Here is a 22,260-nt window from a genome sequence, read left to right as displayed (position 1 = left end):
TATGAGCAGCGGCGCAGAACTTTTACTAGTGCTCGGAGCTCTGACCATCTTTTCTTTATCTACGTTGAACATCAACGCAGTACTGAGCCAAAACAACGAAATGATGGTGGAACAGGAATACTCCTATGCCGCCATTGCCCTGGGACAAAGCTATATTGATTCATTCCGTTCCCTGGCGTTTGATGAAGCGACACTTGGCGGAACGATTCCGACAAACATCCCGAACGATTTTTCCAATTCCAGCAATTTTGGCGGCAACGGCGAAGGCGAAGATATCCCTGATTTCGATGACTTTGATGACTACGATGAGTATCAGGTGGCTGATACGACCCAGCACGGCGTATTCCAGATATCGGTTGATGTTATTTATGTCGACGCTTCCGCCCCGGATTTGAATGCCGGGACAAAAACATCACATAAACGAATGTTTGTGACTATTGATAGTCCGTATCTGAATGACACAATCACCCTGAGTTACATGAAAAGCTACTACCAAAACCTTTAAATGACCGAATCGCAATGAATCTTAACCTGATCGCAAGTTTCGTTATCGGAGGGCTCATACTCCTCTCCATCCTGGATGTAAATAACAATATCCGGGAACAGGGAGTTGTGAGCGCCGCCGATTATCAGGTCAAAACACATACATCGACAGTCGCTGAAGTACTGAGCGAGGATATCCGAAAGGTCGGATACCTGTACGACGGCAACTCTCCCGTTGAAACTATTACTGCCACCAGTATCACATTTCATGCGGACGTTACCGGGGATGACTCCTCTGATACGATTAAATGGATTTTCGATACCTCCAGACCGGATATGGCCACCTCAAATCCCAGCGATACAGTCCTCCATCGGATTGTCAACGCCGATTCCACCGATTTTTCCGGCGGAGTTAACGGATTTGCGCTGACCTTTTATGACAGCCTGGGTGTGCAGACAACAAATCCGGCTACCGTAAAAAAAATACGGATCGTTTTGACCTGTGAGAGTCTGATGCCGATGGACGGTACCCGATATGCGAGATCCGGGTGGCAAAAGACCTTTCGCCCAATCAATCTGGATAAACTGTAGGGAAATAAATGGGACGCGCACTTCTACTCATCGTATTAGGACTTATGGTAGCATCGGCGATCGCGCAGATGTCTTTTCAGGATCGCCAGCAAATGCTTCTTGACCGTTCTGCGACGTATGCCAGAGATGCCGAAACGCGCAATCTTGCAAACTCCGGACTAGAGATCGCTCTGAAGGAACTCGCCGATGACAATTCATGGCGGACCGGTATCAGTAACCTCTCCATTGGGAACGGGACGGTTAACGTGACTGTTGACGATGAATCCACAAATCCCCAACTCCTGGCAAACCAGGTACAGATAACGTCGGTTGCTGATATTGACGGCGAATCATCACAAGTCCGGGGGACCCTTGAATTTGACGGGGGGATTCCTCCAATCCCTGCTCCTATGGGAATTTACAGCAATAACATCACGTTTAACATGAGTGGTAATTCCATATTGATCGACGGCAATGATACGAATGCTGATGGATCTGCGGGGCCGGAAGATGGAGTTCCGGGACTGACTGTGGGTGGGCAAGCCGCAGAAGATTCAATTTATAGTACTTTGACGAGCAGTCAGTTAAATAATATACGTGGCCCGAATGGGTCGCCGAGTATCGAGCAAAGTCCCGGGGACAACTCTGACCTGCAGGGGTACATCGATACCTACACAACCTATGCCGATACGGTAATCTCCTCAGATCTAAATAGTACAACGATTGGCACACCAGGCAATCCAATGATCTCCGTTGTGAATGGCGATGTGCATATTTCGTCAGTACATGGCGCAGGCGTATTGGTTGTCACGGAGGGGAACTCTATCCGGATCACCGGGGATTTTAATTACAAAGGTCTGATTATCCTTCAGGGGAATACAAACTTTGAGGCCGATATCTATGGCAACACAAATATTAACGGGGCGATTCTGTTTTCCTCCACAGATCCAACAGCTAATTTTGATCTCGACCTTCGCGGGAATGTCAACATGATCTACGGAAGTCAATCATTGGTGAAATTAGAAAAAGAATTGTCAGATCAAATTGACAGCGAATTACGGCAGGTTTCACGGTATGAATAATACGATACAACAGCAGAAAATTCCTGATATCTCTGATATTATCGGTAGAACAAAAAAATTGACCTCAGAGATTTCGGATCATGTATCGGGAGCGGAACTCCAGGAGCAGATCGGGCAGATTTATCTCGCCCAGCCGGAGACATTCCGCAGCTCTCTCAGGAGATTTTTGCACGACTCCCTGCGGCAGATGGAGCCCCAGGATGCCTCTGATATGGACATTGGCGGTCCGGGATGCGCGGGTAAAATCTGGTACCGAATCCATGGCGAGAAGAAACCCGTCTCAAATAACACACCACTCCCTCACATCACCACTGATTTTTTATGCCAGGCATTATTGACGGGACGCCAGCGTGCTCTGCTTTTAGAGGGCAAGAATGTTGATTTCTCTTATTCCCTGCCCTCCCTCAATGGAAAAGCCTCCCAACGATTTCGCGCAGACATGTATTTTGATCTGGGACATCTCGCGCTGAATGTCCGAAGAATTTCGTCGGAAATCCGGCCCTTTAAATCGCTGGGATTTCATCCGGCCGTGGCGCAATTACTCAGTGTAGATTATCAATCCTCCGGGTTAATTCTGGTGACGGGAATATCGGGGGCCGGAAAGTCCTCGACTCTGGATACAATCATAGATGCCAATAACCGGACTGCCAATACGCATATCGTCATCATCGCTTCCCCGGTGGAACTCGTCCATACACCACAGAAAGCCATTATTCGTCACCGGGAGGTCGGGCGGGATGTGCGTTCCTTTAAGTCAGGGACCGTGGAAGCCCTGCGCCAGGATCCCGATATCATCGTCATCGGTGAGTTACGCGACCCTGAGACGATCATCACCGCCCTGGAGGTTGCGGATTCCGGGCATAAGACTTTCAGCACCTTACACACAGCCTCCGCGATTGAAAGTATTGACCGGATTGTGGCGGAAACGCCCCCAACCGAACAGGATCGGGTCCGCCACAGACTGGCCGATGTCCTTACGGTGGTCATCAGTCAAAAACTTATCCGGGATAAAGCCGGCAAGCCGGTATTAGCTAAAGAAGTTCTGGTAAATAATTCTTCTGTTCGGGCTGCAATCCAGAATAATAACACAAACGACATTTACCAGATATTACAGGAAGGCAGCGAGTCGGGCATGCACACCCTGGAACAGGATCTGAAACGATTGGTGGATCAGGGGACAATTGAGGCCAAAACAGCCATCAGCCATGCCAACAATAAGAAACGAATGCGTCAGTTACTGCAATATCTTGATTAATTTTAACGGGATTATACGTGGGTAAAAAACAAATTACAGGTTTATGTATAGATGGCCCCAATCTTCGGGTCGCGGTTCTTGAACAGCGGAAAAACCAGTTACACCTGGTGAAGCTTAAGACGGTAGAATTCCAGCAGCCGGTGATGGCGTATCCGTTTGAGGAATCTGTACCGGAACCGGTTGAAGCCGGTATAGAAGAGGAAAATCCCGGAGACTTCTCCTTTGAAGAGGCCTCGAACGGAGCCTTTGAATCAGAGTCAGCGGAGGACGATCTATTTGATCTTGAAGCAGCATACGACGATGCTGATGTAGAGGTCGATCAGGACACCGATCAGCTGGTCCGACTGCTGCAGTCCCTGGATTCCAAAAAGCACAAATTTGCGATGAGTCTCCCGCTGGGCTCCACAATCATCCACCCCATAGAGCGCCGTAATTTCCAGGAGGCTAAGAAAAAGGAGATTCGCCATACCGTCGAGGAACGCATTAAATCGGTGTACGAGCCATCGGAGGCTAATGTCCAATACGCGTATGACGTTCAGGATGATGGTCAGATGCTCCTGGTCTCCCGGGAAGGTGAAATTCCGCAAATTGAACACCTGGATCGGGTGGCTGAACTTCAGTCTTCAAAAATTCATTACGAAACCATTCACCCGGATGAAGCCGGGATCATCGGCCTGGTTCGGACTAATTATGACCTGGCACCTGGGACAATCTCGGCGATTGTCCATACCGGGTTTGAATCCAGTCGGATCATATTTTTACGCGGCAAGGAAGTACTAACTATTCTGCCGCTTATTCATCGGGGACAGCAGTCCGACGACGTGGTGCAAGCCTGCCTGAGTAAAATCCTGCTGGAACTGGATCAGAACAACCTCCCTGGCCTCCACCAAATAATCATGGTCAATGGGAGTCTGCGGGAGCGTCATTTCGAATTTATCCAGGATCATCTTCCGGAAGTCACCCTGGAACCGCTGAAATTTGACCCGGAACTTATCCAAATTGATGGAGAGCATCAGCAGCAGCTTCGGTTTTATCTCCCGGCGATTGCAGCGGCATGGAAGGCACAGAATTTCCAGGCTGATGACTTCCCTGTACTCTCTCTAATTCCGGACCGGATTCGTGAACGCCAAAAAACGTTTAAGCTGGCCTGGCATGGTATGGTATTGCTTCTCTTGATTGCCCTGACCCCCATTTTGTTTAACAAGGTGTATCAGGATAAAATGACGGAGCGACAGCAAACCGCCCAGCAGGCGATGAACGCCTGGCGACAAGCTGAGATTTCCAGACCGTTTGTCTCAGAGGTCGATGCACTCGTCTCCTCAATCTCCTCTATAAATGCAGACATGGAAATGCTTGATACACTGAGCATTGGAAGCAAGCAGTGGACCCGGGATCTTTCCTGGATCAGCGAAGCAGTCGAAAGCGTGAACAGCTGCTGGATTGATAAAATGGTCACCGTCGACGACGAGGTCATAATCGAAGGATTTGCACGGTATAGAAACAGAGTTCCTCGTCTGGCTGCAATGTTTTCCGGTGTGGAAATAAAAGAAGTCGTGGAGGTGAGTCGTCGGGACGTTCAAGTCTACAAATTTATCCTGCGAATCAATGATATTACGAAAGCACCCGAATCTTTGGAAATGGACGGCAACTCATGAAACATGCGATACGTAATTCACTGATTCTATTCGGGATATTGGTTTTACTCTATGCTGGTGGTTGGGCGTATCTCCACTACATCATTGAGCCAAAAATCCAGGCAGTGAAAGAAACGAAAACGACGCGGGAACAGGAATTGGCAGAGATTAATAATACCATCTCGAGATATGGCGACATGAAGCTGAAATTAAGCGAGATCCAGCAACGGTACACCAAATTTCCCAAAGACCTTTTCCCCGCACCGGAACAAAGTGTGATTTACGGGTTTATAAACGCGCTGAGCACAGGTCGGGCGTATATCGATTATAATCTGAAATACGTAAATACTGAATACCACGATGGCTACGGCATTGTAAAAACCAGTCTGGTAGGAAACGGCTACTTCCATAACCTTTTTCGATTTATATCGGCTATCGAAGGGTCACGCCCCCTGACTAAAATTACGGCGTTATCTGTGACGTCCATAGACGAAACCGGCTCCCTTGGCAAGGTCGATATCCGCATGGAGATCAAGAGTTACTTTTACCATCAGAAGTCCGATAAGAGTGATTCTCAGAGATGGATCAAAACGGCATCCTCCACCGTTTGGGATGGACAGAATTCAGAGAATCCCCCCGTTGATGTATTAAAGCGTGGTTTGCCGATTGCTGCTGTTGCCTCGGATGGTGACTGGACCAAGGTCAGCACGAATAACAGCACTGGTTGGGTACAATCAGAAAACCTGACCAGCAATCCCGGCGACATTCCATATCCCTCTTCCAGGGTTGCCTCAAGCACCGGGTATAATCCATTTTATCCGCATATCCATACCGTACCAAAGAATCAGGAAAATCTGGTCGATGTGTCAAAAAGCAGTCTGCTCGGATTAACGGCCGAAACCGCGTACCTCATCGATCAGAACAATCAGATGCGACAGATTTCCAGAGGAGACGAAGTCTACCTCGGATACTTCGCTAGCATCAATCAAAAGGAACAAACGGCGACATTTCGCCTGAATAAAGGCGGTATACGTGAGCGGGTAACGTTGCAGGTTGACCAAAAATCTAATTGACATTTTTAGCAAGGAATTCCTAATGAAGAAATCGATATTATTCGCAATTTGCTTTCTTGTAATCAGAGCATTGTTTGCTCAGCCGGCCAATATCCCGGTCGAGCCCCGGAATCCCGATGAAATTGTGACTCTCAGCCGGGAAACTACCTTCGATCAGGCCATTCAGATACTGAATAGCTTTGCCCGGGAATATGAACAGCGCATCATTATTAATAGAACCTCCTTTCAACAGCCTATCGGTGTCAATATCCCGGCGATGCCCTGGCAACAAGCACTCCGCTATATCACAGCCGCGAATGGCCTCATCCTCGAGGAAAAAAAGGATTATTACGAAATCCTGCCTCAAACTCCTGAGCAGGCAGCGTCTAAATCATCGGCATCCCGCCAGTCCTTTTACGGGACGGATTCCAAAGAAATAAGAATCTCTGCGACCTTTTTTGAGGGGCAGCGACGACTCCTGCGTGAAATCGGGGTAGACTGGTCGACGCTGAATAACGGGAAAGTGTCTATTGCAAGTCAGGGTGCGCAAAATGTTTCATCTCCCATGTTCGAGGTCGGGATCCCATCACTGAATCCGGGTGATTTAGCCAGAATTGCCGGTACCGGCTGGGATATCAGAGCTCTGTTCAGCACGTTTGAAGCAGCGAATAAGGGTGAAATCCTGTCGTCTCCGACAATAAAGGTTCTAGACGGGGAAACCGGGCGAATTCAGGTCGGCCAGGATTTCTCCATTAACCAGGTCGATTTTGCCGGGAACACGGTAACCCAGTTCTTTAGCACCGGAACCATACTAGATGTCACACCAGAAGTCGTGGAAATCAACGATACAACGTTTATTCACATGGACATCAGTGCGGAAAAAAGTTCGGCCCAGCCCGACCCCGTCAGCACGATTATCAACAAGCAACAGGCGAGTACCCAGATCTTGCTGCTCAGCGGCGAGGAGACTCTCATCGCTGGGTTGTACCGAAACGAAGAATCATCAGTCAGGCGCGGAATTCCCTATCTGAAAAATCTTCCGTGGTGGTTCTTTGGGCTCCGGTTTCTGTTTGGATATGATTCCAAAGATAGTATTGAGCAGGAGTTGGTTATCCTGATTAAAGCCGAGTTGATTCCGAGTATCTCCGAGCGCTACAGCGATAAGTCTAAACCTTAATCTGACTATCCCCCACGCATCTCTATACGCTGCGCGTAATAGACAAGATGCGGGAAATGGGCAATGGAAACAAAAATCTTGGTCGTGAATAAAGATGAAGCAACCCGTAAACTATTTCTCGGTATTTCGGAGGAATTTGAAGTGCCGATTGATGTTTTCGCCAACTGGTACGACGGGCTGACTGCGCTGCTGAAAAAGGAATATGGCCTCATTTTCATCGATACGAATTTGGGGGACCTAACCGGGTTGGAATTTCTCCGGCTGGTGAACGGACTAGATTTGAGTGCGGCGACTGTTTTACTTTCTGCATCTCTGGAGAAGGAACTTTTCCATGAACGATCCGACATCAGAGCCGATGTTTATCTGGAGCGCCCCATTTCCGTTATCGATGTACTCAATAATATCGTAACCTTCACACAATCAGATAGATTGCAACAGCTTCTGAAAAAGAAAAACATTCCCCGAAAACGTTAATTCCATCGCCTGTTCAGTCCCCCTTTTCCTCATAGAAATTTAGTAGTTACTCTCTTCCGAAATCTTTTTACATTTCAAATTGATAATTAAACGGAACGGCCAGATGCAGGCAACAGCCAAAGCACATCCAAACATTGCTCTCATCAAGTATTGGGGGAAGCGAAATGCAGAACTCAACCTGCCCGCAACCGGTTCGATATCAATGACGCTGGATGCACTTTGGACTGAAACGACTGCGCGGTTTGACAAGACTTTTGATCAGGATATCTTAATTTTAGATGGCACCCAAGCAACGCAAAATGCCACATCCCGGGTGAGTCAATTTCTTGATATATTTCGCAGTCTATCCGGTACAGACCAGTTTGCACGTGTCGAATCCGTAAACAACTTCCCTACTGCTGCCGGACTGGCTTCATCGGCATCAGGATTTGCTGCACTTGCTCTCGCTGCCTCTACATCACTGGGGTTGGACTTAGCGCCAACTAAACTATCCGAGTTAGCACGACGGGGATCGGGTTCCGCCGCACGCTCGATCTATGGCGGATTTGTGGAAATGTCCCCAGGCGAAAAATCAGACGGTGCTGACGCATTTGCAACACAACTCTATGCAGAGTCCTTTTGGGATGTTCGTCTCCTGGTGCTTATCATGTCCGATGCAAGCAAACAGGTGAGCAGCACGGATGGTATGAACCGCACAATGGCAACGTCGCCCTATTACTCCGCCTGGAAAAGCACAATTCCCACAGATCTTGATGAGATGCGGGTGGCTCTCAAGAGGAAAGATATTCACCGGGTCGGTGAACTCGCTGAACATAGCTGTTTGAAAATGCACGCCTCTTCCATGGCGTCCAGGCCGGGTATTATCTATTGGAACAAAGGAACGGTGGAAGCCATGAACAAGGTCCGGGAATTACGTAATGATGGTATTCCGGCGTATTTTACCATTGACGCCGGACCGCAGGTAAAGGTGCTCTGTCTTCCTGAAGATGAGGAAAAGTTAACGACTCATTTTCAACAACTTCCCGGCGTCGAAAAGGTAATTACAGCATCGCCCGGTCCGGGTGTATCAATTGTCGGGGAATCACCATGATGGTAACCTGCCATACCCCGGGGAAAATGATACTACTTGGCGAGTATGCCGTATTAGACGGCGCCCCTGCCCTGGTCACAGCTGTCGATAAATATGCGAAAGTAAGCATTCAAGAGGCAGAAAATGGTCACTGGTCAGTCAGCGCTCCTACTCTCCATATTTCAAGGGTGGGGTTTTCCACAGATGCCGGGAGAATTTCCTTTGAAGCCGGAATTGATTCCGAACACCGGATCCAGTTGCAGTTTTTTAAAAAGGCCGTGGAGACCAGTTTCGCTGATTTAGAGGGTACCCTTCCTCCTGCCAATATTCGCCTCGATACAGACGATTTTTATGCAAACGACGGGAGAAAATACGGATTTGGCGGGAGCGCTGCGCTTACTGTTGCGCTTGTATCTGCATTGGCCGTTTACAGCGGTGCAAAACCGTTACCGAGCGAAAACTCACTTTTTTCCAGGGCCTACCGGTCGCATTCGGAAGCCCAGGGAAAATTCGGCAGCGGTATTGATATTGCGACCAGTATATACGGCGGGATTATCGAGTACACTCGTGCTGAGCCTGCGAACAAGACAGCGCCGATATCTATGGATTTACCAGAAAATTTTTATATTCTCCCTGTCTGGACTGGCAAATCAGCCTCAACCTCCAGGATATTGAAGCGACTGGAAAATTACCGGGTTGAACGTGCGAAGGATTACCGGCGAATTTTCAAAAACCTCAACGCGATATCCCGGGATGGTTGCCGGGCTTTCCATCATCAGGATATTCAAAGGTTTTTCACTGATGTGGATAAATTCTATCACAGTATGGAAAGACTCGGTGAACTGATAGATATCCCGGTTGTCTCTGCCGAGCATAAGGCAATCTACCATTTGGTCAGAGATACCGGTGGATACTATAAACCATCGGGCGCCGGCAACGGCGATATCGGCATTGCTTTTACTGATTCAAAAACGATTATGCAGGATATTAAGACCTCGATCATAGACAGTAATTTTACGCTTCCCGGGGCACGCATTTCCCATCAGGGTGTTCATGTCAGCAACAACGAATCTACCGTAGCAAAGGAAGTGCATTAGATGAGCGCGAAATCCCGTATTCCCAAGTTTTACCGGCGTTCCATTGAAGAACGGCTGGATTTGCTCCATGAGGAGGAGTTGATTTCCGAGGAAGACTATATCTCCCTTCGGAATAATTTGAATATTTTGAAGCCGGATCAGGCTGATCGCATGATTGAAAATGTTATCGGCATTTTCGGTCTTCCCCTGGGGCTCGGCTTGAACTTTTTGATTAACGGCAAACCGTACGTTGTACCGATGGTAGTGGAGGAACCTTCAATCGTGGCTGCTGTCAGTGCGGCGGCCAAGACAGTGCTGGGCGCCGGCGGATTCCACAGTAAAAGTACTGATCCAATACTCATTGGTCAGGTACAGGTGGTGGAAATGGAAAACCCGTCCAGGGCAAAACAGGCAATTCTCCAGAATAAAGAGGAGATCCTGAACCTGGCGAACAGTCTCCACCCTAATATGGTGGCCCGGGGTGGCGGTGCAATTGACGTGGAAGTTGCCATTCATCCTAATTCTTCCCACAAAGGTGACATGGTTGTCACTCACCTGCTTGTTGATACCAGAGATGCTATGGGTGCGAATTTGGTCAACAGCATGTGTGAAGGCATTGCGCCACTGATAGAAAAAATTACTGACGGAAAGGTGTTTCTCAGGATCCTCAGCAATCTCACGGATCGGGCACTGGTGAAAGCCAAGTGCAAAATCCCGGAGGAACTCCTCGATTTTAACGGGACCCCCGGCGCAGAAGTCCGGGACGGTGTAATTCTGGCAAATGAATTTGCCTCTGTTGATCCGTATCGTGCGGCCACCCATAACAAAGGAATCATGAATGGGATTGATCCGGTCGCCATCGCCACTGGCAATGACTGGCGCGCCCTGGAGGCTTCGGCCCATGCCTATGCGGCCCGAGGGAGTTCCTACACTGCTCTGACATCGTGGGAAAAAAACGAAGATGGCGATTTGGTCGGGTCGATTGAGTTGCCGATTAAGGTGGGTATCGTCGGGGGCTCGCTCAAGGCCAATCCTTCTGTGGAAACATCCCTCAGGCTACTTGGGGTAGAGTCCGCTGTTGAACTGGCAGAAGTGATGGGAGCTGTCGGTCTCGCGCAGAACTTTTCGGCACTGCGGGCTCTTGTGACAGAAGGGATCCAGCGGGGGCATATGACCTTACACGCCAGAAGCGTGGCCAATGCCGCGGGCGCCTATCCGGAAATTTTCGAGCGCGTGGTGGAACTGCTCATCGAGAGTAGTGATATCAAGGTCTGGAAGGCTAAAGAAATCATTAATGATTTGGAGAAACGCAAAGAAGTACAGTTCACCGAAGGTCTCGTTGAGGAAGAGAAGGAAAAACTTCCCGCGGGCCACGGGAAGGTAATTCTCCTCGGGGAACACTCTGTTGTTTATGGGTCGCATGCGGTTGCAGCTCCAATACAACTGGCGATGCAGGCCAAGGTCTGGGATAGCCGAGACGGCATTCACCTGCTTATTCCACGCTGGGGTGTTGAAGAAAAAATCCATAAAGGCGCCAACCACCGGTATTCGATTTATCAGTCGTTGGATCTCATTTTGGAGACGCTGGAACTGGACGAGGAAAGCATGAAAATCGAGGTGTTTCCGAATGTGCCGCGTGCCATGGGACTCGGTGGCTCTGCCGCCCTGGCGGTCGCTATTATCCGTGCGCTGGATGAGCATTTCCGCCTGGGCCTCTCCGAAGAGGAGATCTACGATCTCTCCTACGAATCGGAAAAGATCGCACATGGTAATCCATCCGGAATCGATAACACCCTGGCGACCTATGGAGATTTTATCCTGTTTAAGCGCGGCGAACCTCCGTTTATGCAGGAACTCAACGTTCCGGAGCCCATCAAAATAGTCGTCGGACTGACGGGCGTGGAGAGCCTGACTGCCAAAATGGTAGCAAAAGTACGCAAGGCCTGGGAAAACAATACCTCCCATTACGAGAAAATTTTTAATCAGATAAACGATTTGGCGGTAGAATCGGTAGAGGCCATTGAAAACCACGATCTGGAACAACTCGGTGAATTAATGAATATTAATCAGGGATTACTCAATGCCCTGCAGGTATCCAGCCGGGAAATCGAGGAATTGATTGAAATTGCCCGCCGCAATGGTGCCCTGGGTGCGAAACTGACCGGCGGCGGTGGTGGAGGCGCAATAATCGCACTCTGCCCCGACAACCCCGAGGGTGTGGCCTTTGCCATGCGCAAATCCGGCTATGAAGCTATGGTCAGTACCATTGGCGGTAAATCCCAAGCGATAGATGTTTGAAATTTTCCGCAACAGCCAACAATAAACAACAGGACGCACATATATGAACAATGATATAGTTTCGTTTGACGATGAAATGCTTATCTGCGTTGATGAAAATGACACCGTCACCGGCTATATGTCCAAAGATGAATGTCACGACGGTGAAGCGATACTCCACCGGGCGTTTTCTATTTTTATCTTTAATGACCATAATGAACTTCTGATGCAGAAACGCAGTGATGACAAACGGCTCTGGCCGCTTTACTGGTCAAACAGCTGCTGTAGCCATCCCCGGAAGGGTGAGTCCATGGATCTCGCAACAGAGCGTCGGTTGCAGGAAGAGCTGGGGTTGAGTTCCGACTTGCACTATCTCTATAAATTCCAGTATCATGCCTCCTTCGGTGATGCGGGTTCCGAACGTGAGGTCTGCTCGGTGTATATTGGAAGACAGACCGATGATCTGAATATCAACCCGAATGAGATTGCGGAGTGGAAATATATCGCTCCTGATGACCTGGAAATGGATATGCAGGAAAACCCGGAAAAGTACACGCCCTGGTTTCACATGGAATGGAAACGCATCCGGGAGGAGTATTGGGATCAGGTTCTGTCCCTGTAATACTCTTTTTCCAATAGATACAAATAAAGCCCGCTGTTAAGATAGCGGGCCCTTTTTACTTTTATCCGTGATTTATCCGGCATTATTCACAAATTCGAAGAAGAACGAGCGCTTCCGAAGCGCCCCGCCCGTAGACAACCCTCATTCTCACCTTCCGGGCAGCTGTTTTTTCCCGGAAGGTGGCTAGCTTGTTGAAGCTACCCGCAAGGAAAAACGAGCTACCTGGCGGGTAAAGTATTGGCTCTCTCCTCCCAGGAAGGAGGCTTACCTGATTCCGTTCAAATGCATGATTAATCCAGGTTATGATTGCTGAAACAGATGGACATCCCTTTGCGGGTACGGAAACGATATCCCCTCTTCATCGAACCGAAGTTTAATTTTTTCAGTCAGAGCGAATTTTAGTGGAAAATAATCACTGGTATTGATATACGGCCGGACTCCCAGGTTAACGCTGTTATCCCCCAGTTCCTTTACGACGATTGATGGGGGCGGATCGTCCAGTATCCGGCTTTCGGAATCCAGAATATCTTTGAGGACTTTCTTTGCCTTGGGAATGTCATCATCGTATCCGATTCCAACGGTCAAATCCAAACGACGCACATCCTTGGCAGTATGGTTTACGATGTTATCGTTCATCACCTTGGAATTTGGAAGGATGATCTTTTTATTATCGAACGATCGAATGATCGTTTTGAATATCTGAATTTCCTCCACATACCCCTCTGTCCCGGCTGCCTCGATGTGATCGTCCACCTTAAACGGTTTGAACAGGATAATCAGGACGCCGGCAGCAAAGTTGGAGAGGGAGCCCTGGAGCGCAAAACCAATGGCCAAGCCGGCGGCACCCAATACAGCAATAAAAGAGGCCGTCTCGATTCCAAGATTGGACATGGCTGCAATGATAACGAAAACGAACAGACCGTAATATGTAATATTACGCAAAAAGGTTCGTAGGGTTTTATCGATTCCCGACTTATTCAGAGCCCGGCTAAGGAGTTTTGTCAGTAACCCTGCCACCCATTTTCCAACGATAAATATGAGTATCGACCCGATAATCCTCAGCCCGTAGGTCGAGACCAGCGTCACTATTCGTTGATAAATTTCCTGAAATTCCACGGCATCCTCCCTGCTGTTGTTGATTTTGAATGATTTTAAAATAAACATCAGGGCACGCAAATCATAATGCGATGGATTCACATCTGCGGAAGTTGTAAACCAGCAGGTTACTAATTGTTATTTCCCGTATCGACCGTACTGCTAATTTCTCCCGTCATCTCGCCCTGGCGGGATGCTTGATATTCTAAGCAAGGTTCCGTAGTGGAAAAAACCTATCCAACACTACTTCTATGGGATAATATTTTCTAATAGCATAGTTGTCTATAATATTGGTCAAATGACGGCTTTTCCCGGCATGGTGCATAATTGCAGGCTTATGTGGAATTCCGACTGTATATGTAAAATTTTGCACTTTATTGCTAAAGAAATTGTCCCAATGGTCGATATAACACCTGTAAAGATGGGAATCATCCGTCTTTGTAAACAATTTCATGGGAATCAACATGGCTTTGGCACACAGATTCAATCCATGGAAGGGCTCTCTCTCTTGTACCAGCCATGCACGGTGAGCGGAATGCTAACAGCGATATTTCCAATGTTACTGTCAATGCAGATGGAGCGGGTAGAATCCTTTTTGAATCCGTAATAATTCAACAACTATGGTAGAAACTTCATTAAAAATACTTATTTCGCCTCGCCGGATTAATGATTTCGGCGAAAACATAACAGGGGAATGATTTAAAGAGGGGTATCAATATGAATATCGTAGAGAAGCTTTCGATTAAGCAGATTATAATTTTTGCCGGGGTTGGATTAATTGCCGCGGTTGCGGTATTTATTTTCCTGTATTTTCCGTCCAGGATGCAATCGCAAAAACTCGAGAGTATTGAACAGACAGGGAAACAGCTTTCCGAGTTACTTGGATATTCCTGTGCAGTGGGACTCGAATTCGATGATAAAATGTCGGTTCAGTCCGCCACCGAAGGTGTGAAGCAAAATGATGAAATTGCCTTTGTCATGGTTTTCAATAACGAAGGTGAAGTGTACAGTAGTTATAATGCTTCTCAATTCAATGCCCTGAACCTGGCAAAATCCGTGAATAAAGAAAAGGTTAAATTCACGGAGGAAAACTGTGTTGTCCTCCATCCTATTACCAGTGAAGGGAGCCAACTCGGTACTCTTGCCCTGGGGATTTCTCTGGATGCTGCACGAAAGGCAAAAGCGGAGAACCGGAGGATGGTACTCATCGTGAGCCTGTTGATTATCGGAGTGGGATCAGGGGCACTTTATCTGGTTGGTGATGCTATCGGCAAGGCCATTTCCGGGGTTGTCGAGACACTTACCAAGCAGTCTGATGACACTGCGCACGCCTCTGATGAGGTGACGAATGCCTCCCAGCGCCTGGCCGATGGTGCGTCGAATCAGGCATCCGCACTTGAGGAGACCTCCTCTTCCCTGGAAGAGATGAGCGCCGTTACAAGTCAAAACGCTGAAAGCGCGACTGAAGCTAATAAACTCAGCAGCGAATCCAGCAAACTGGCCGGTAAGGGTAACCAGGCCATGGATCGTATGAAAACAGCTATTGAGGATATTAAAAAATCAGCCCATGAATCTTCGAAAGTCATCGGCGCTATCGATGAAATCGCGTTTCAGACAAACCTGTTAGCCCTGAATGCAGCCGTTGAAGCCGCCCGGGCCGGAGAGGCCGGACAGGGTTTTGCGGTAGTGGCGGATGAGGTGCGAAGCCTGGCACAGAAAGCCGCAGATGCAGCGAAGACAACCGGAGAAATGATTGAAGAGTCTGCTCAACACGCCAATAACGGTGTGGAGATTGTCAAAGAAGTCGCTGAACACCTGGCGCAGATTACCTCCAGAATTCAACAGGTCGATCAGCTGGTGAACGAAATTGCCGCCGCATCACAGGAACAGGCTGACGGAATCAAACAGATCAACCGCGCAATTCACGATGTGGATAGTATTACCCAGACCAACGCTGCCTCCTCCGAGGAGCTTGCCTCCGCCTCAGAGCAGCTGCGTGCACAGTCCAATGCTCTGAAACGTGCGGTCAAAAAACTTAACTTTATCGTCTATTCCCGGTCGGCTGCCGATGAAAATATCCGGAATTCTAATAGAGGTAATGACAGACAGCAGAAGACAACGGCCAAAAAACGGAATGGTTCCTCCACACAGAAACACCAAAACCGGGATCTCTCTGACGAAGAAGCATTTGAGAGGGAGATGAACGACTATAGCGAATTCAATTCCAACGGCAATGAATTGGACGAGGAGTTTAACTCGTTTTAAACCCTTTGCCATGTGGAGAATGGGGGTTCTCTCCGGCAATTCCTTACCAGTTCTCTTGTCAAACAGAAAGAGCGCCAGCAATCTGGCGCTCTTTTTTTATTTGTACTTATGAGTTCGGTCTAAGAAGTAACCAGTGGTTTTCTTGTTTAAGTAATATCGTGAAAATAGAAAATATTTGAATAGCCCCGCCATTTATATGGGGAAACAAGGTCCTCGTTAAACGTTTCAGGGGCCTCAGCCCTTCTCAGACTAGGCTCACTTATTCCCTCTTCTGTTTTGTAAGGAGCGAGACAGCAAGTACCATCTGTATAGTGCTGGTTTATCCCGCTATCCGGAAATCACGTATGTGAATGCGTGAATAAAAGAAAGAGTTTACTCCAAAAAGGGCTGAAGCCTCCCCCGACATATCCCATGGGGATCCCTCCGGGGAATGCCGGGGCTATTCAAACTCCCATGGATTTTCATATATTTCCTATACATCAAAATAGCAGTAGGCTTTTTTAAAATGCACTCAAGGGATATAAGAAAAAGTACTCTACAATGATGAAAGTATACTTTGCTCAAATTTCAGTTAAACGAGGACCCGAGAAAGACTATTTCCACACGCCGGTTCATCGCCTGGTGTTCTTTTACAGGATTGCCCCGCACATCTTCATTTGGCCGTAAGGGTTTGGTGTCTGCCCTGCCAACGGCGCGCAACTTGTGCGGTAACACCCCTTCATCCAGGAAAAATCTTACTACACTTGATGCCCTGGCTGCACTGAGCTCCCAGTTTGACGGATACAGCGCCGTCACAATCGGCCGATTATCCGTGTGACCTTCCACATCAATGCGATACGGCTTTGCCCGGATTTCCTTTGCCAATTTCCGCAGCACCGAGACCGCCTTCGGCTGGATATCGGCAGACGCGGTCCGGAACAACATATTCCCCTTGAAGCGCATCACGACACCCACAGGTGAATAATTAACCTCCGCCTGACCGGTCAGTCCTTCTTCCTCAATTATCTTCTCAAGGCTCGTATAGATTTCTGCCAGGGAGAAATCCATCTCCTGGTTATATTTTTTCCCGACAGAGGTGGCCATTGATTGCGATACGCGCTGGAGCTTTACCGGATCGACCTGTGATATTGCCACAATGACGACGAAAAAAGCGAATAAGAGGGTAATCATATCCGAATAGGTTATGAGCCAATCTTCCCCATCATCTTCATTTTGGTTGTTCCGAAATACCAGGAAGGATTGCTTTGGTTTTTGACCGTTGGTATTCATCGCGGAAGCTTGGCTATCCGTTTACATCGTCGATGACCGGGGAAATATTGCGCTTGGGCTTGCCGCCGAAGAGTTTCTTTCGATCCGGGATAGAGCGCTCACCCGGCTTCAGGAACGAGTTCAGATAATCTTCGACTTTGATGGGGTGCCACTGTTCGGCGATCATAATCATACTCTCTTTCACCATCCGCATCATAATGCTCTGCTCCTTAGTCCGGCGCTCGAGCTTCACCGCGAACGGCTTAAATATCAAATTGGAAAACAGTACGCCATAAAAGGTCGTTACCAACGCGACAGCCATCCCGGTGCCCAAGGAGTCAAGCCCGGAGCTCCCCATATGCACCATGAGGAGGATTAGGCCAATCAATGTTCCAATCATCCCAAATGCCGGGGCGAACTTTGCCATAGTACGAAAGACTTCAGCTTCGCTGAACTCGCGTTCCTGTTTGTACAATATTCGTTCATCCAGGATTTCCGTAATTTCCTGGGTTGAATACCCGTCAGCCAGCATTTGTACCGCATCTTTCAGGAACAGGTTCGAGATATTCGGGACTTCCTTTTCCAGCCCCAGGTTCCCCTTCCTCCGGGCAATGCGAACCAGGTCCAATATCTGACCGAGGTACTCTTGCAGCTGCGGCGGTTCCCGTTTGAGCACAATAAATCCGATGCGCATCACGTCAAACACATCTTTGATAGGAAAACTCACGAAGGTCGCGGCCGCTGTCCCGCCAACGACAATAACCAACCCTGACACATTGATGAAATATATAAACGTACCGGCCTCATGATATATAGCCCCGGAGACGAGCCCAATCCCCATTACAATCCCAATAATTGTGGCAATATTCATGGTAGGTTATCCGTGTATTTCGCCGGCAGATTCCGGCAAAGATGAATGAAGCGCTGTGGTTATTTCAATCTCATCCTGATGTTGTGCAAGTTCATATATTAGTCCAGCCTGTGTTTCCGGTTTGACCACCTTCACCGTCGGCATTTGTGGTGTCTTGGGGTGATTTGTGACAACGATGGCAGTCGTTCTGTTGCTCAGTGCAACTTTGGTTCCGGTAGGATAGGGATAAATGATGGCTGATAATATATCAACCAGCATTGGATCAAACTCAGTCCCACTCAGGCTTTCGATATGCGCCAGCACAACGTCATTGCCCTGGGCCCTGTGATAGACCCGGTCGGAGGTCATGGCATCGAATACATCGATAATAGATACAATACGACCATAGATATGAATTTCCTCACCGGCCATACCGTTGGGATATCCGGAACCATCCCACCGTTCATGGTGCAAATGGCTTCCTATGCTAATCATTGGCGACATATTATATTGGTTCATCAACATCCGAAATCCCGTCTTCGGATGCTTCCTGATTTCCTCCATTTCGTCTTCTGTCAGAGAAGCCGGTTTCTCCAGAATATCATTCTTGACAAATGTTTTCCCGATATCATGATAAATACCGGATTTAATAATTTCCCGAACCTGCTTCATGTTCAAACCGCTTTCCATCCCAAGATACCCGGACATTATCCCTACATTCACCGAATGCTCCAGAGTATACTCGTTTACACATTTCAGGTTAATCAAATCCGCCTTCAGCGAACTTTGATTTTCGAGATCCTCCAGGATTTCCCAGGAGAGGTCATCCAGTTTTTTCGTGGATTCCTGCCACTTTTTCCGGGAGTGTCCGTGTTTGGAGACGGTAGTAAACGTCTCCCGCAGGGACATCACAGCCTTGTTTCTGACTTGTGGGGAAACCACGTCCTGCATCTCCACCTCATCTTCCGGACTTTCCTGTACATACAGACTTTTGTATCCTCGCATGTGCAGCTTCCGGATGAAACTATCGCTGAGTTCAACCCCTTTATTTAAAAGAACCGAACCACTTTCAGAGAAAATGGTGTGGCCGAGGTAACTACCGGGCTTTACATCCTCAATTGGTAAATATGGCATGGGAGGTCCGGGTCATTGATTGTTACTCCCTTTTCGAGCCTGCTCCTGGGATTTAATCAACTCATCAACATGCTTTTGCCGGGCTTCACCACCCTCGGTTGTTGCCTCCGGGTCAAAATGCCTGGAAATTCGCGAATTCATCTGGAATGTTTCCCCGGTAAGTTCCAACAGCGACAACAGTTTTTTTTCGATTTCTTCCAGGATGGAATTGGCATGGTTTATCTGCTGCGCCGTAATATCCTGGAACTGGAGAGCATCCATAATCAGGAAGCCGTCTTCCTGTGATTGTTCCGCATTTGCGACGATCCGGTCGAGATCTTCCTTTGCGGCATCGAAATTCCCATCCAGCTCCTTTTTTACGCTTTTCGCCCGCTGAATACTATCCGCGCCACGGTCGGTAATTCCTTCGACCAAATCGAGCATTTGGTGGGTCGCCTTTTCAGTTTCCGCCGTCACCTTATCCAGCTGCTGGGTGGCCACCGGCATAGAATTGGACGACTCAACAATCGGCGCCCGTATTGACTTAAACTTTTCTATCATACTATTGACAGATTTTACCAGCTGAATAAAATCCTGCATGACCTTGGACGGGATTCCGTTAAAGTCAGTGTCACTCATTATCGCCTCCCTGTTTCAGGATCTCGTCGATCTTTTCTTTCATTACTTGTGGTGTAAACGGTTTCACAATGTAGCTTGCTGCGCCCGCTTCGAAAGCATCCAGCACATCCTGCTCCACGCTTCGGGTTGTCACCATTAATATTGGAACATCGCCATAGTCCGGATTTGATTTAACCCGTTTGGTAAAATCCAGGCCACTCATCTTCGGCATATTCCAGTCAGTAATAATGAAATCAATTTTTGCGTTTCCCAGCGCCGCCAATGCTTCGACGCCATCCTCCGCTTCTTCCACATCCTCGTACCCGATGCGCTTTAAGGTGTTTTTTATGATTCGCCGCATCGTCGGCGAATCCTCAACGATTAAAATTTTCATAATCCCCTCTCAATTTTTTCTGCATTTCTTTCGGTTCTTGAGCTCCCTGGTTTACGTCTCCCCCTGTACCTGTTTTACGTAAGACAATGTATTCGGAAAGTGACACAACTGAAGATCATGTTGTATCTTGTGCAGTGTCTCCATTTGGCCAAGGAATAAAAAGCCGTTTAAGGCCAGAGTCCTGGTAATATCAGTAACAAACTTCTGTTTTTTAAGATGCTCCATAGTTATAAGCCTGTTCCGACAATACATAACGTTTATCGGATCAGAATTCTGTCTCAACCAGATGTCCGGGGCACTATTGACAAAGGTGATCCTGGAGTTGATCTGCTCTTTTATTCGAAATTTATTGCCCAGATGGGAAAAATATTTCAGGATCAGCCGGCGGGGCATATTCCGGATGGAATACGAATCGTATTCGCCTTCTCTGGCATGTGCAACCAGATCAGGATTTTCTTCTATTCCGATCAGTTCCACATCCCAGTCCTGCCCGGCTTCCTCAATATATTCCTGCAATACGATCGCAAGTGTGTAGATATCTTCCCCTTGCCGGGATGCAAGACTCACCAACCGTAATTGCGGCGTGGAATTTAGCTCCTTTAATTCCGGGAGAATCCATTTGGTCAGGGCATCCAGTTGAGGTGTGTTCTGAAAAAAATAAGCCTCACTTTTAGCAATATCCCGGAGAACGTTTTGGAGTTCCGGACCATTCCCGGTGCCGTTTTTGATATATCGGTAATATTCCTGGAACGTATTCAGATTCAATGCATTCAGTCTGGCCAGCAGCCGCCCTTCCAGGAGATATTTTTTGTAATCAGCATAATACAGACCGGATTTCTCATACAAGTAATCCCGAACCGCCGTGAACAGACCGGGCGACAACTGGATATTTTGCTGAGACAATTGCTCCATCAGACTGCACTTTCCTGTTTGTTTTTCCAGAGGCTTTGCTGAGACAGAGTCACAAATTCCACCGATTTCCGGACGTCGGTCCCGAGCTCCAGGGTAAATCGTTCCCAATCGATAGATTCAAATCCGATAGTATTGTCCATCAACATCTGCATCGCCGGATGCTCTTTCAGAATAAACGCCTCAAACGGAGCATCCGGGTTCGCCCCTGCGGCCCGTGTCAACGCACTTGCAAGGCTCACGATCCCGACGAGTTGCTGGTATTCCGGCGTCTTTTTCGGATTGTTGTGATATACGACCGTGGCGATCAGTTTTTTTGGAAGATGCCATTTTTCTCCAAGCCATCCACCAACATGTCCGTGATGGAAACCGAAAGTATCCATTTCCACCTGGTGCAACCGGGCGCGCTTTTCTCTGGCATACTTCATAACTTCGATATATTCATCATCCAGTGTTTTGAATAATACCACTTTGCCGATATCATGTATGAGTCCGCCGACAAACTCTTCTCCAGCGAACTGCAGATTCAGTCTTTGCGAAAGAGTTTTGGCAATTTGTCCGGTGGTTGCAGAATGATGCCAAAAGTCTTTCAGGTTAAAGTCCTGTTTATAGGTTTTTCCTGAAAACAACCGGAAAACCGACAGGGATAATACCAGGTTTTTAATTTCCTTGATACCCAGGATAACCAGGGCCAGGCGAAGCGCACTAATTTCCTGTGCCATGCCGTAGAACGATGAATTGACGACCTTGAGTACTGTGGATGAGAGCACGGGATCAACTTCGATAACTGATTCAATTTGGCGCATAGACGAATTCGGACTATTCACCAATTCGGTGATTTTCACCACCACATCCGGCAGGGTTGGTAATGACCCCACATTACCGATTTTTGTTTCTATCTGTTCCCGCTGTTCGTCACTTATCACAATTATATCCTGGTATTTATATTCCTGGCAGCCAGACTATCTGTAATTATCCGGCAGGCACTCCCCCGGAA

Annotated in this window: 21 protein-coding genes; 13 read left to right on the top strand and 8 right to left on the bottom strand. The window is 48.0% G+C overall.

All coding sequences use genetic code 11. From position 1 onward, the window contains the following. Position 1: 1 nt before the first annotated feature. The 12 genes from K9N57_01845 to idi all read left to right on the top strand — a co-directional run bounded on the left by K9N57_01845 (position 2) and on the right by idi (position 12,771). Positions 2-505, top strand: a complete 504-nt coding sequence (locus tag K9N57_01845; protein ID MCF7802910.1) for a hypothetical protein — start codon at positions 2-4, stop codon at positions 503-505. A 14-nt stretch (positions 506-519) separates the two neighbouring features. Then, positions 520-1,074 (top strand): hypothetical protein, encoded by a 555-nt coding sequence (locus tag K9N57_01840; GenBank protein ID MCF7802909.1) that lies wholly within the window; start codon positions 520-522, stop codon positions 1,072-1,074. Positions 1,075-1,082: 8 nt separating this feature from the next. Then, positions 1,083-2,135 (top strand): hypothetical protein, encoded by a 1,053-nt coding sequence (locus K9N57_01835; protein ID MCF7802908.1) that lies wholly within the window; start codon positions 1,083-1,085, stop codon positions 2,133-2,135. Then, the gene (tadA, locus tag K9N57_01830; GenBank protein ID MCF7802907.1) at positions 2,128-3,390 is read left to right on the top strand and encodes a Flp pilus assembly complex ATPase component TadA; all 1,263 of its coding nucleotides are present in this window, start codon (positions 2,128-2,130) and stop codon (positions 3,388-3,390) included. Before K9N57_01835 ends, tadA begins: the two co-directional genes overlap by 8 nt. Before the next feature lie 17 nt (positions 3,391-3,407). Continuing rightward, positions 3,408-5,045: a hypothetical protein gene (locus K9N57_01825; GenBank protein MCF7802906.1), complete on the top strand. Its 1,638-nt coding sequence runs from the start codon at positions 3,408-3,410 to the stop codon at positions 5,043-5,045. Next, the gene (locus tag K9N57_01820) at positions 5,042-6,097 is read left to right on the top strand and encodes a hypothetical protein (GenBank protein MCF7802905.1); all 1,056 of its coding nucleotides are present in this window, start codon (positions 5,042-5,044) and stop codon (positions 6,095-6,097) included. Before K9N57_01825 ends, K9N57_01820 begins: the two co-directional genes overlap by 4 nt. Positions 6,098-6,119: 22 nt before the next feature. Continuing rightward, positions 6,120-7,253 (top strand): type II and III secretion system protein, encoded by a 1,134-nt coding sequence (locus tag K9N57_01815; GenBank protein MCF7802904.1) that lies wholly within the window; start codon positions 6,120-6,122, stop codon positions 7,251-7,253. A 63-nt stretch (positions 7,254-7,316) separates the two neighbouring features. Continuing rightward, positions 7,317-7,727: a response regulator gene (locus tag K9N57_01810; protein ID MCF7802903.1), complete on the top strand. Its 411-nt coding sequence runs from the start codon at positions 7,317-7,319 to the stop codon at positions 7,725-7,727. 103 nt (positions 7,728-7,830) lie between these two features. Next, positions 7,831-8,817 (top strand): diphosphomevalonate decarboxylase, encoded by a 987-nt coding sequence (mvaD, locus tag K9N57_01805; GenBank protein MCF7802902.1) that lies wholly within the window; start codon positions 7,831-7,833, stop codon positions 8,815-8,817. Next, positions 8,814-9,893: a hypothetical protein gene (locus K9N57_01800; protein MCF7802901.1), complete on the top strand. Its 1,080-nt coding sequence runs from the start codon at positions 8,814-8,816 to the stop codon at positions 9,891-9,893. Before mvaD ends, K9N57_01800 begins: the two co-directional genes overlap by 4 nt. Next, positions 9,894-12,170: a hydroxymethylglutaryl-CoA reductase, degradative gene (locus tag K9N57_01795; GenBank protein MCF7802900.1), complete on the top strand. Its 2,277-nt coding sequence runs from the start codon at positions 9,894-9,896 to the stop codon at positions 12,168-12,170. 43 nt (positions 12,171-12,213) lie between these two features. Next, a complete protein-coding gene (idi, locus tag K9N57_01790; GenBank protein MCF7802899.1) occupies positions 12,214-12,771 on the top strand; it encodes an isopentenyl-diphosphate Delta-isomerase in 558 nt (185 codons plus the stop codon). Between the two features lie 300 nt (positions 12,772-13,071). On the opposite strand, the gene K9N57_01785 is transcribed toward idi, so the two are convergent. Further along, on the bottom strand, positions 13,072-13,935 hold the full coding sequence (locus K9N57_01785; GenBank protein ID MCF7802898.1) for a mechanosensitive ion channel: 864 nt from the start codon (positions 13,933-13,935) through the stop codon (positions 13,072-13,074). A 648-nt stretch (positions 13,936-14,583) separates the two neighbouring features. Here K9N57_01785 and K9N57_01780 point away from each other — a divergent pair. After that, complete coding sequence (locus K9N57_01780; protein ID MCF7802897.1) at positions 14,584-16,131, top strand: hypothetical protein; 1,548 nt, start codon at positions 14,584-14,586, stop codon at positions 16,129-16,131. A gap of 567 nt (positions 16,132-16,698) precedes the next feature. Here the strand turns inward: K9N57_01780 and K9N57_01775 are convergent. From K9N57_01775 to K9N57_01745, 7 genes are read right to left on the bottom strand one after another with little or no spacing between them, the layout of a single operon-like run. Next, positions 16,699-17,400 (bottom strand): flagellar motor protein MotB, encoded by a 702-nt coding sequence (locus tag K9N57_01775; GenBank protein ID MCF7802896.1) that lies wholly within the window; start codon positions 17,398-17,400, stop codon positions 16,699-16,701. 13 nt (positions 17,401-17,413) lie between these two features. Further along, positions 17,414-18,250 (bottom strand): MotA/TolQ/ExbB proton channel family protein, encoded by an 837-nt coding sequence (locus K9N57_01770; GenBank protein MCF7802895.1) that lies wholly within the window; start codon positions 18,248-18,250, stop codon positions 17,414-17,416. A gap of 6 nt (positions 18,251-18,256) precedes the next feature. Next, the gene (locus K9N57_01765) at positions 18,257-19,363 is read right to left on the bottom strand and encodes an HD-GYP domain-containing protein (protein ID MCF7802894.1); all 1,107 of its coding nucleotides are present in this window, start codon (positions 19,361-19,363) and stop codon (positions 18,257-18,259) included. 12 nt (positions 19,364-19,375) lie between these two features. Beyond that, entirely contained in the window at positions 19,376-19,981 is a 606-nt protein-coding gene (locus K9N57_01760) for a protein phosphatase CheZ (GenBank protein ID MCF7802893.1), read from the bottom strand. Then, positions 19,974-20,354: a response regulator gene (locus K9N57_01755; GenBank protein MCF7802892.1), complete on the bottom strand. Its 381-nt coding sequence runs from the start codon at positions 20,352-20,354 to the stop codon at positions 19,974-19,976. The genes K9N57_01760 and K9N57_01755 overlap by 8 nt, the downstream gene beginning before the upstream one ends. A 51-nt stretch (positions 20,355-20,405) precedes the next feature. Further along, the gene (locus tag K9N57_01750; protein MCF7802891.1) at positions 20,406-21,266 is read right to left on the bottom strand and encodes a hypothetical protein; all 861 of its coding nucleotides are present in this window, start codon (positions 21,264-21,266) and stop codon (positions 20,406-20,408) included. After that, entirely contained in the window at positions 21,266-22,189 is a 924-nt protein-coding gene (locus K9N57_01745) for an HDOD domain-containing protein (GenBank protein MCF7802890.1), read from the bottom strand. The genes K9N57_01750 and K9N57_01745 overlap by 1 nt, the downstream gene beginning before the upstream one ends. Positions 22,190-22,260 lie beyond the last annotated feature (71 nt).

It is taken from the genome of Candidatus Neomarinimicrobiota bacterium (assembly GCA_021734025.1).
In the GTDB taxonomy this organism is placed as follows: domain Bacteria; phylum Fidelibacterota; class JAANXI01; order JAANXI01; family JAANXI01; genus JAANXI01.
Note: the sequence above shows the minus strand (reverse complement) of the source record. Positions and strands in the feature narration are given on the sequence as shown.

What these genes read in the sequence shown, in the direction of transcription:
- idi (MCF7802899.1), top strand. Translation starts at nt 12,214, where the DNA reads ATGAACAATGATATAGTTTCGTTTGACGATGAAATGCTTATCTGCGTT.
- K9N57_01810 (MCF7802903.1), top strand. Translation starts at nt 7,317, where the DNA reads ATGGAAACAAAAATCTTGGTCGTGAATAAAGATGAAGCAACCCGTAAA.
- K9N57_01760 (MCF7802893.1), bottom strand. Translation starts at nt 19,981, where the DNA reads ATGAGTGACACTGACTTTAACGGAATCCCGTCCAAGGTCATGCAGGAT.
- K9N57_01780 (MCF7802897.1), top strand. Translation starts at nt 14,584, where the DNA reads ATGAATATCGTAGAGAAGCTTTCGATTAAGCAGATTATAATTTTTGCC.
- K9N57_01845 (MCF7802910.1), top strand. Translation starts at nt 2, where the DNA reads ATGAGCAGCGGCGCAGAACTTTTACTAGTGCTCGGAGCTCTGACCATC.
- K9N57_01800 (MCF7802901.1), top strand. Translation starts at nt 8,814, where the DNA reads ATGATGGTAACCTGCCATACCCCGGGGAAAATGATACTACTTGGCGAG.
- K9N57_01770 (MCF7802895.1), bottom strand. Translation starts at nt 18,250, where the DNA reads ATGAATATTGCCACAATTATTGGGATTGTAATGGGGATTGGGCTCGTC.
- K9N57_01815 (MCF7802904.1), top strand. Translation starts at nt 6,120, where the DNA reads ATGAAGAAATCGATATTATTCGCAATTTGCTTTCTTGTAATCAGAGCA.
- mvaD (MCF7802902.1), top strand. Translation starts at nt 7,831, where the DNA reads ATGCAGGCAACAGCCAAAGCACATCCAAACATTGCTCTCATCAAGTAT.
- K9N57_01750 (MCF7802891.1), bottom strand. Translation starts at nt 21,266, where the DNA reads ATGGAGCAATTGTCTCAGCAAAATATCCAGTTGTCGCCCGGTCTGTTC.
- K9N57_01840 (MCF7802909.1), top strand. Translation starts at nt 520, where the DNA reads ATGAATCTTAACCTGATCGCAAGTTTCGTTATCGGAGGGCTCATACTC.
- K9N57_01820 (MCF7802905.1), top strand. Translation starts at nt 5,042, where the DNA reads ATGAAACATGCGATACGTAATTCACTGATTCTATTCGGGATATTGGTT.
- K9N57_01765 (MCF7802894.1), bottom strand. Translation starts at nt 19,363, where the DNA reads ATGCCATATTTACCAATTGAGGATGTAAAGCCCGGTAGTTACCTCGGC.
- K9N57_01775 (MCF7802896.1), bottom strand. Translation starts at nt 17,400, where the DNA reads ATGAATACCAACGGTCAAAAACCAAAGCAATCCTTCCTGGTATTTCGG.
- K9N57_01795 (MCF7802900.1), top strand. Translation starts at nt 9,894, where the DNA reads ATGAGCGCGAAATCCCGTATTCCCAAGTTTTACCGGCGTTCCATTGAA.
- tadA (MCF7802907.1), top strand. Translation starts at nt 2,128, where the DNA reads ATGAATAATACGATACAACAGCAGAAAATTCCTGATATCTCTGATATT.
- K9N57_01755 (MCF7802892.1), bottom strand. Translation starts at nt 20,354, where the DNA reads ATGAAAATTTTAATCGTTGAGGATTCGCCGACGATGCGGCGAATCATA.
- K9N57_01835 (MCF7802908.1), top strand. Translation starts at nt 1,083, where the DNA reads ATGGGACGCGCACTTCTACTCATCGTATTAGGACTTATGGTAGCATCG.
- K9N57_01785 (MCF7802898.1), bottom strand. Translation starts at nt 13,935, where the DNA reads ATGTTTATTTTAAAATCATTCAAAATCAACAACAGCAGGGAGGATGCC.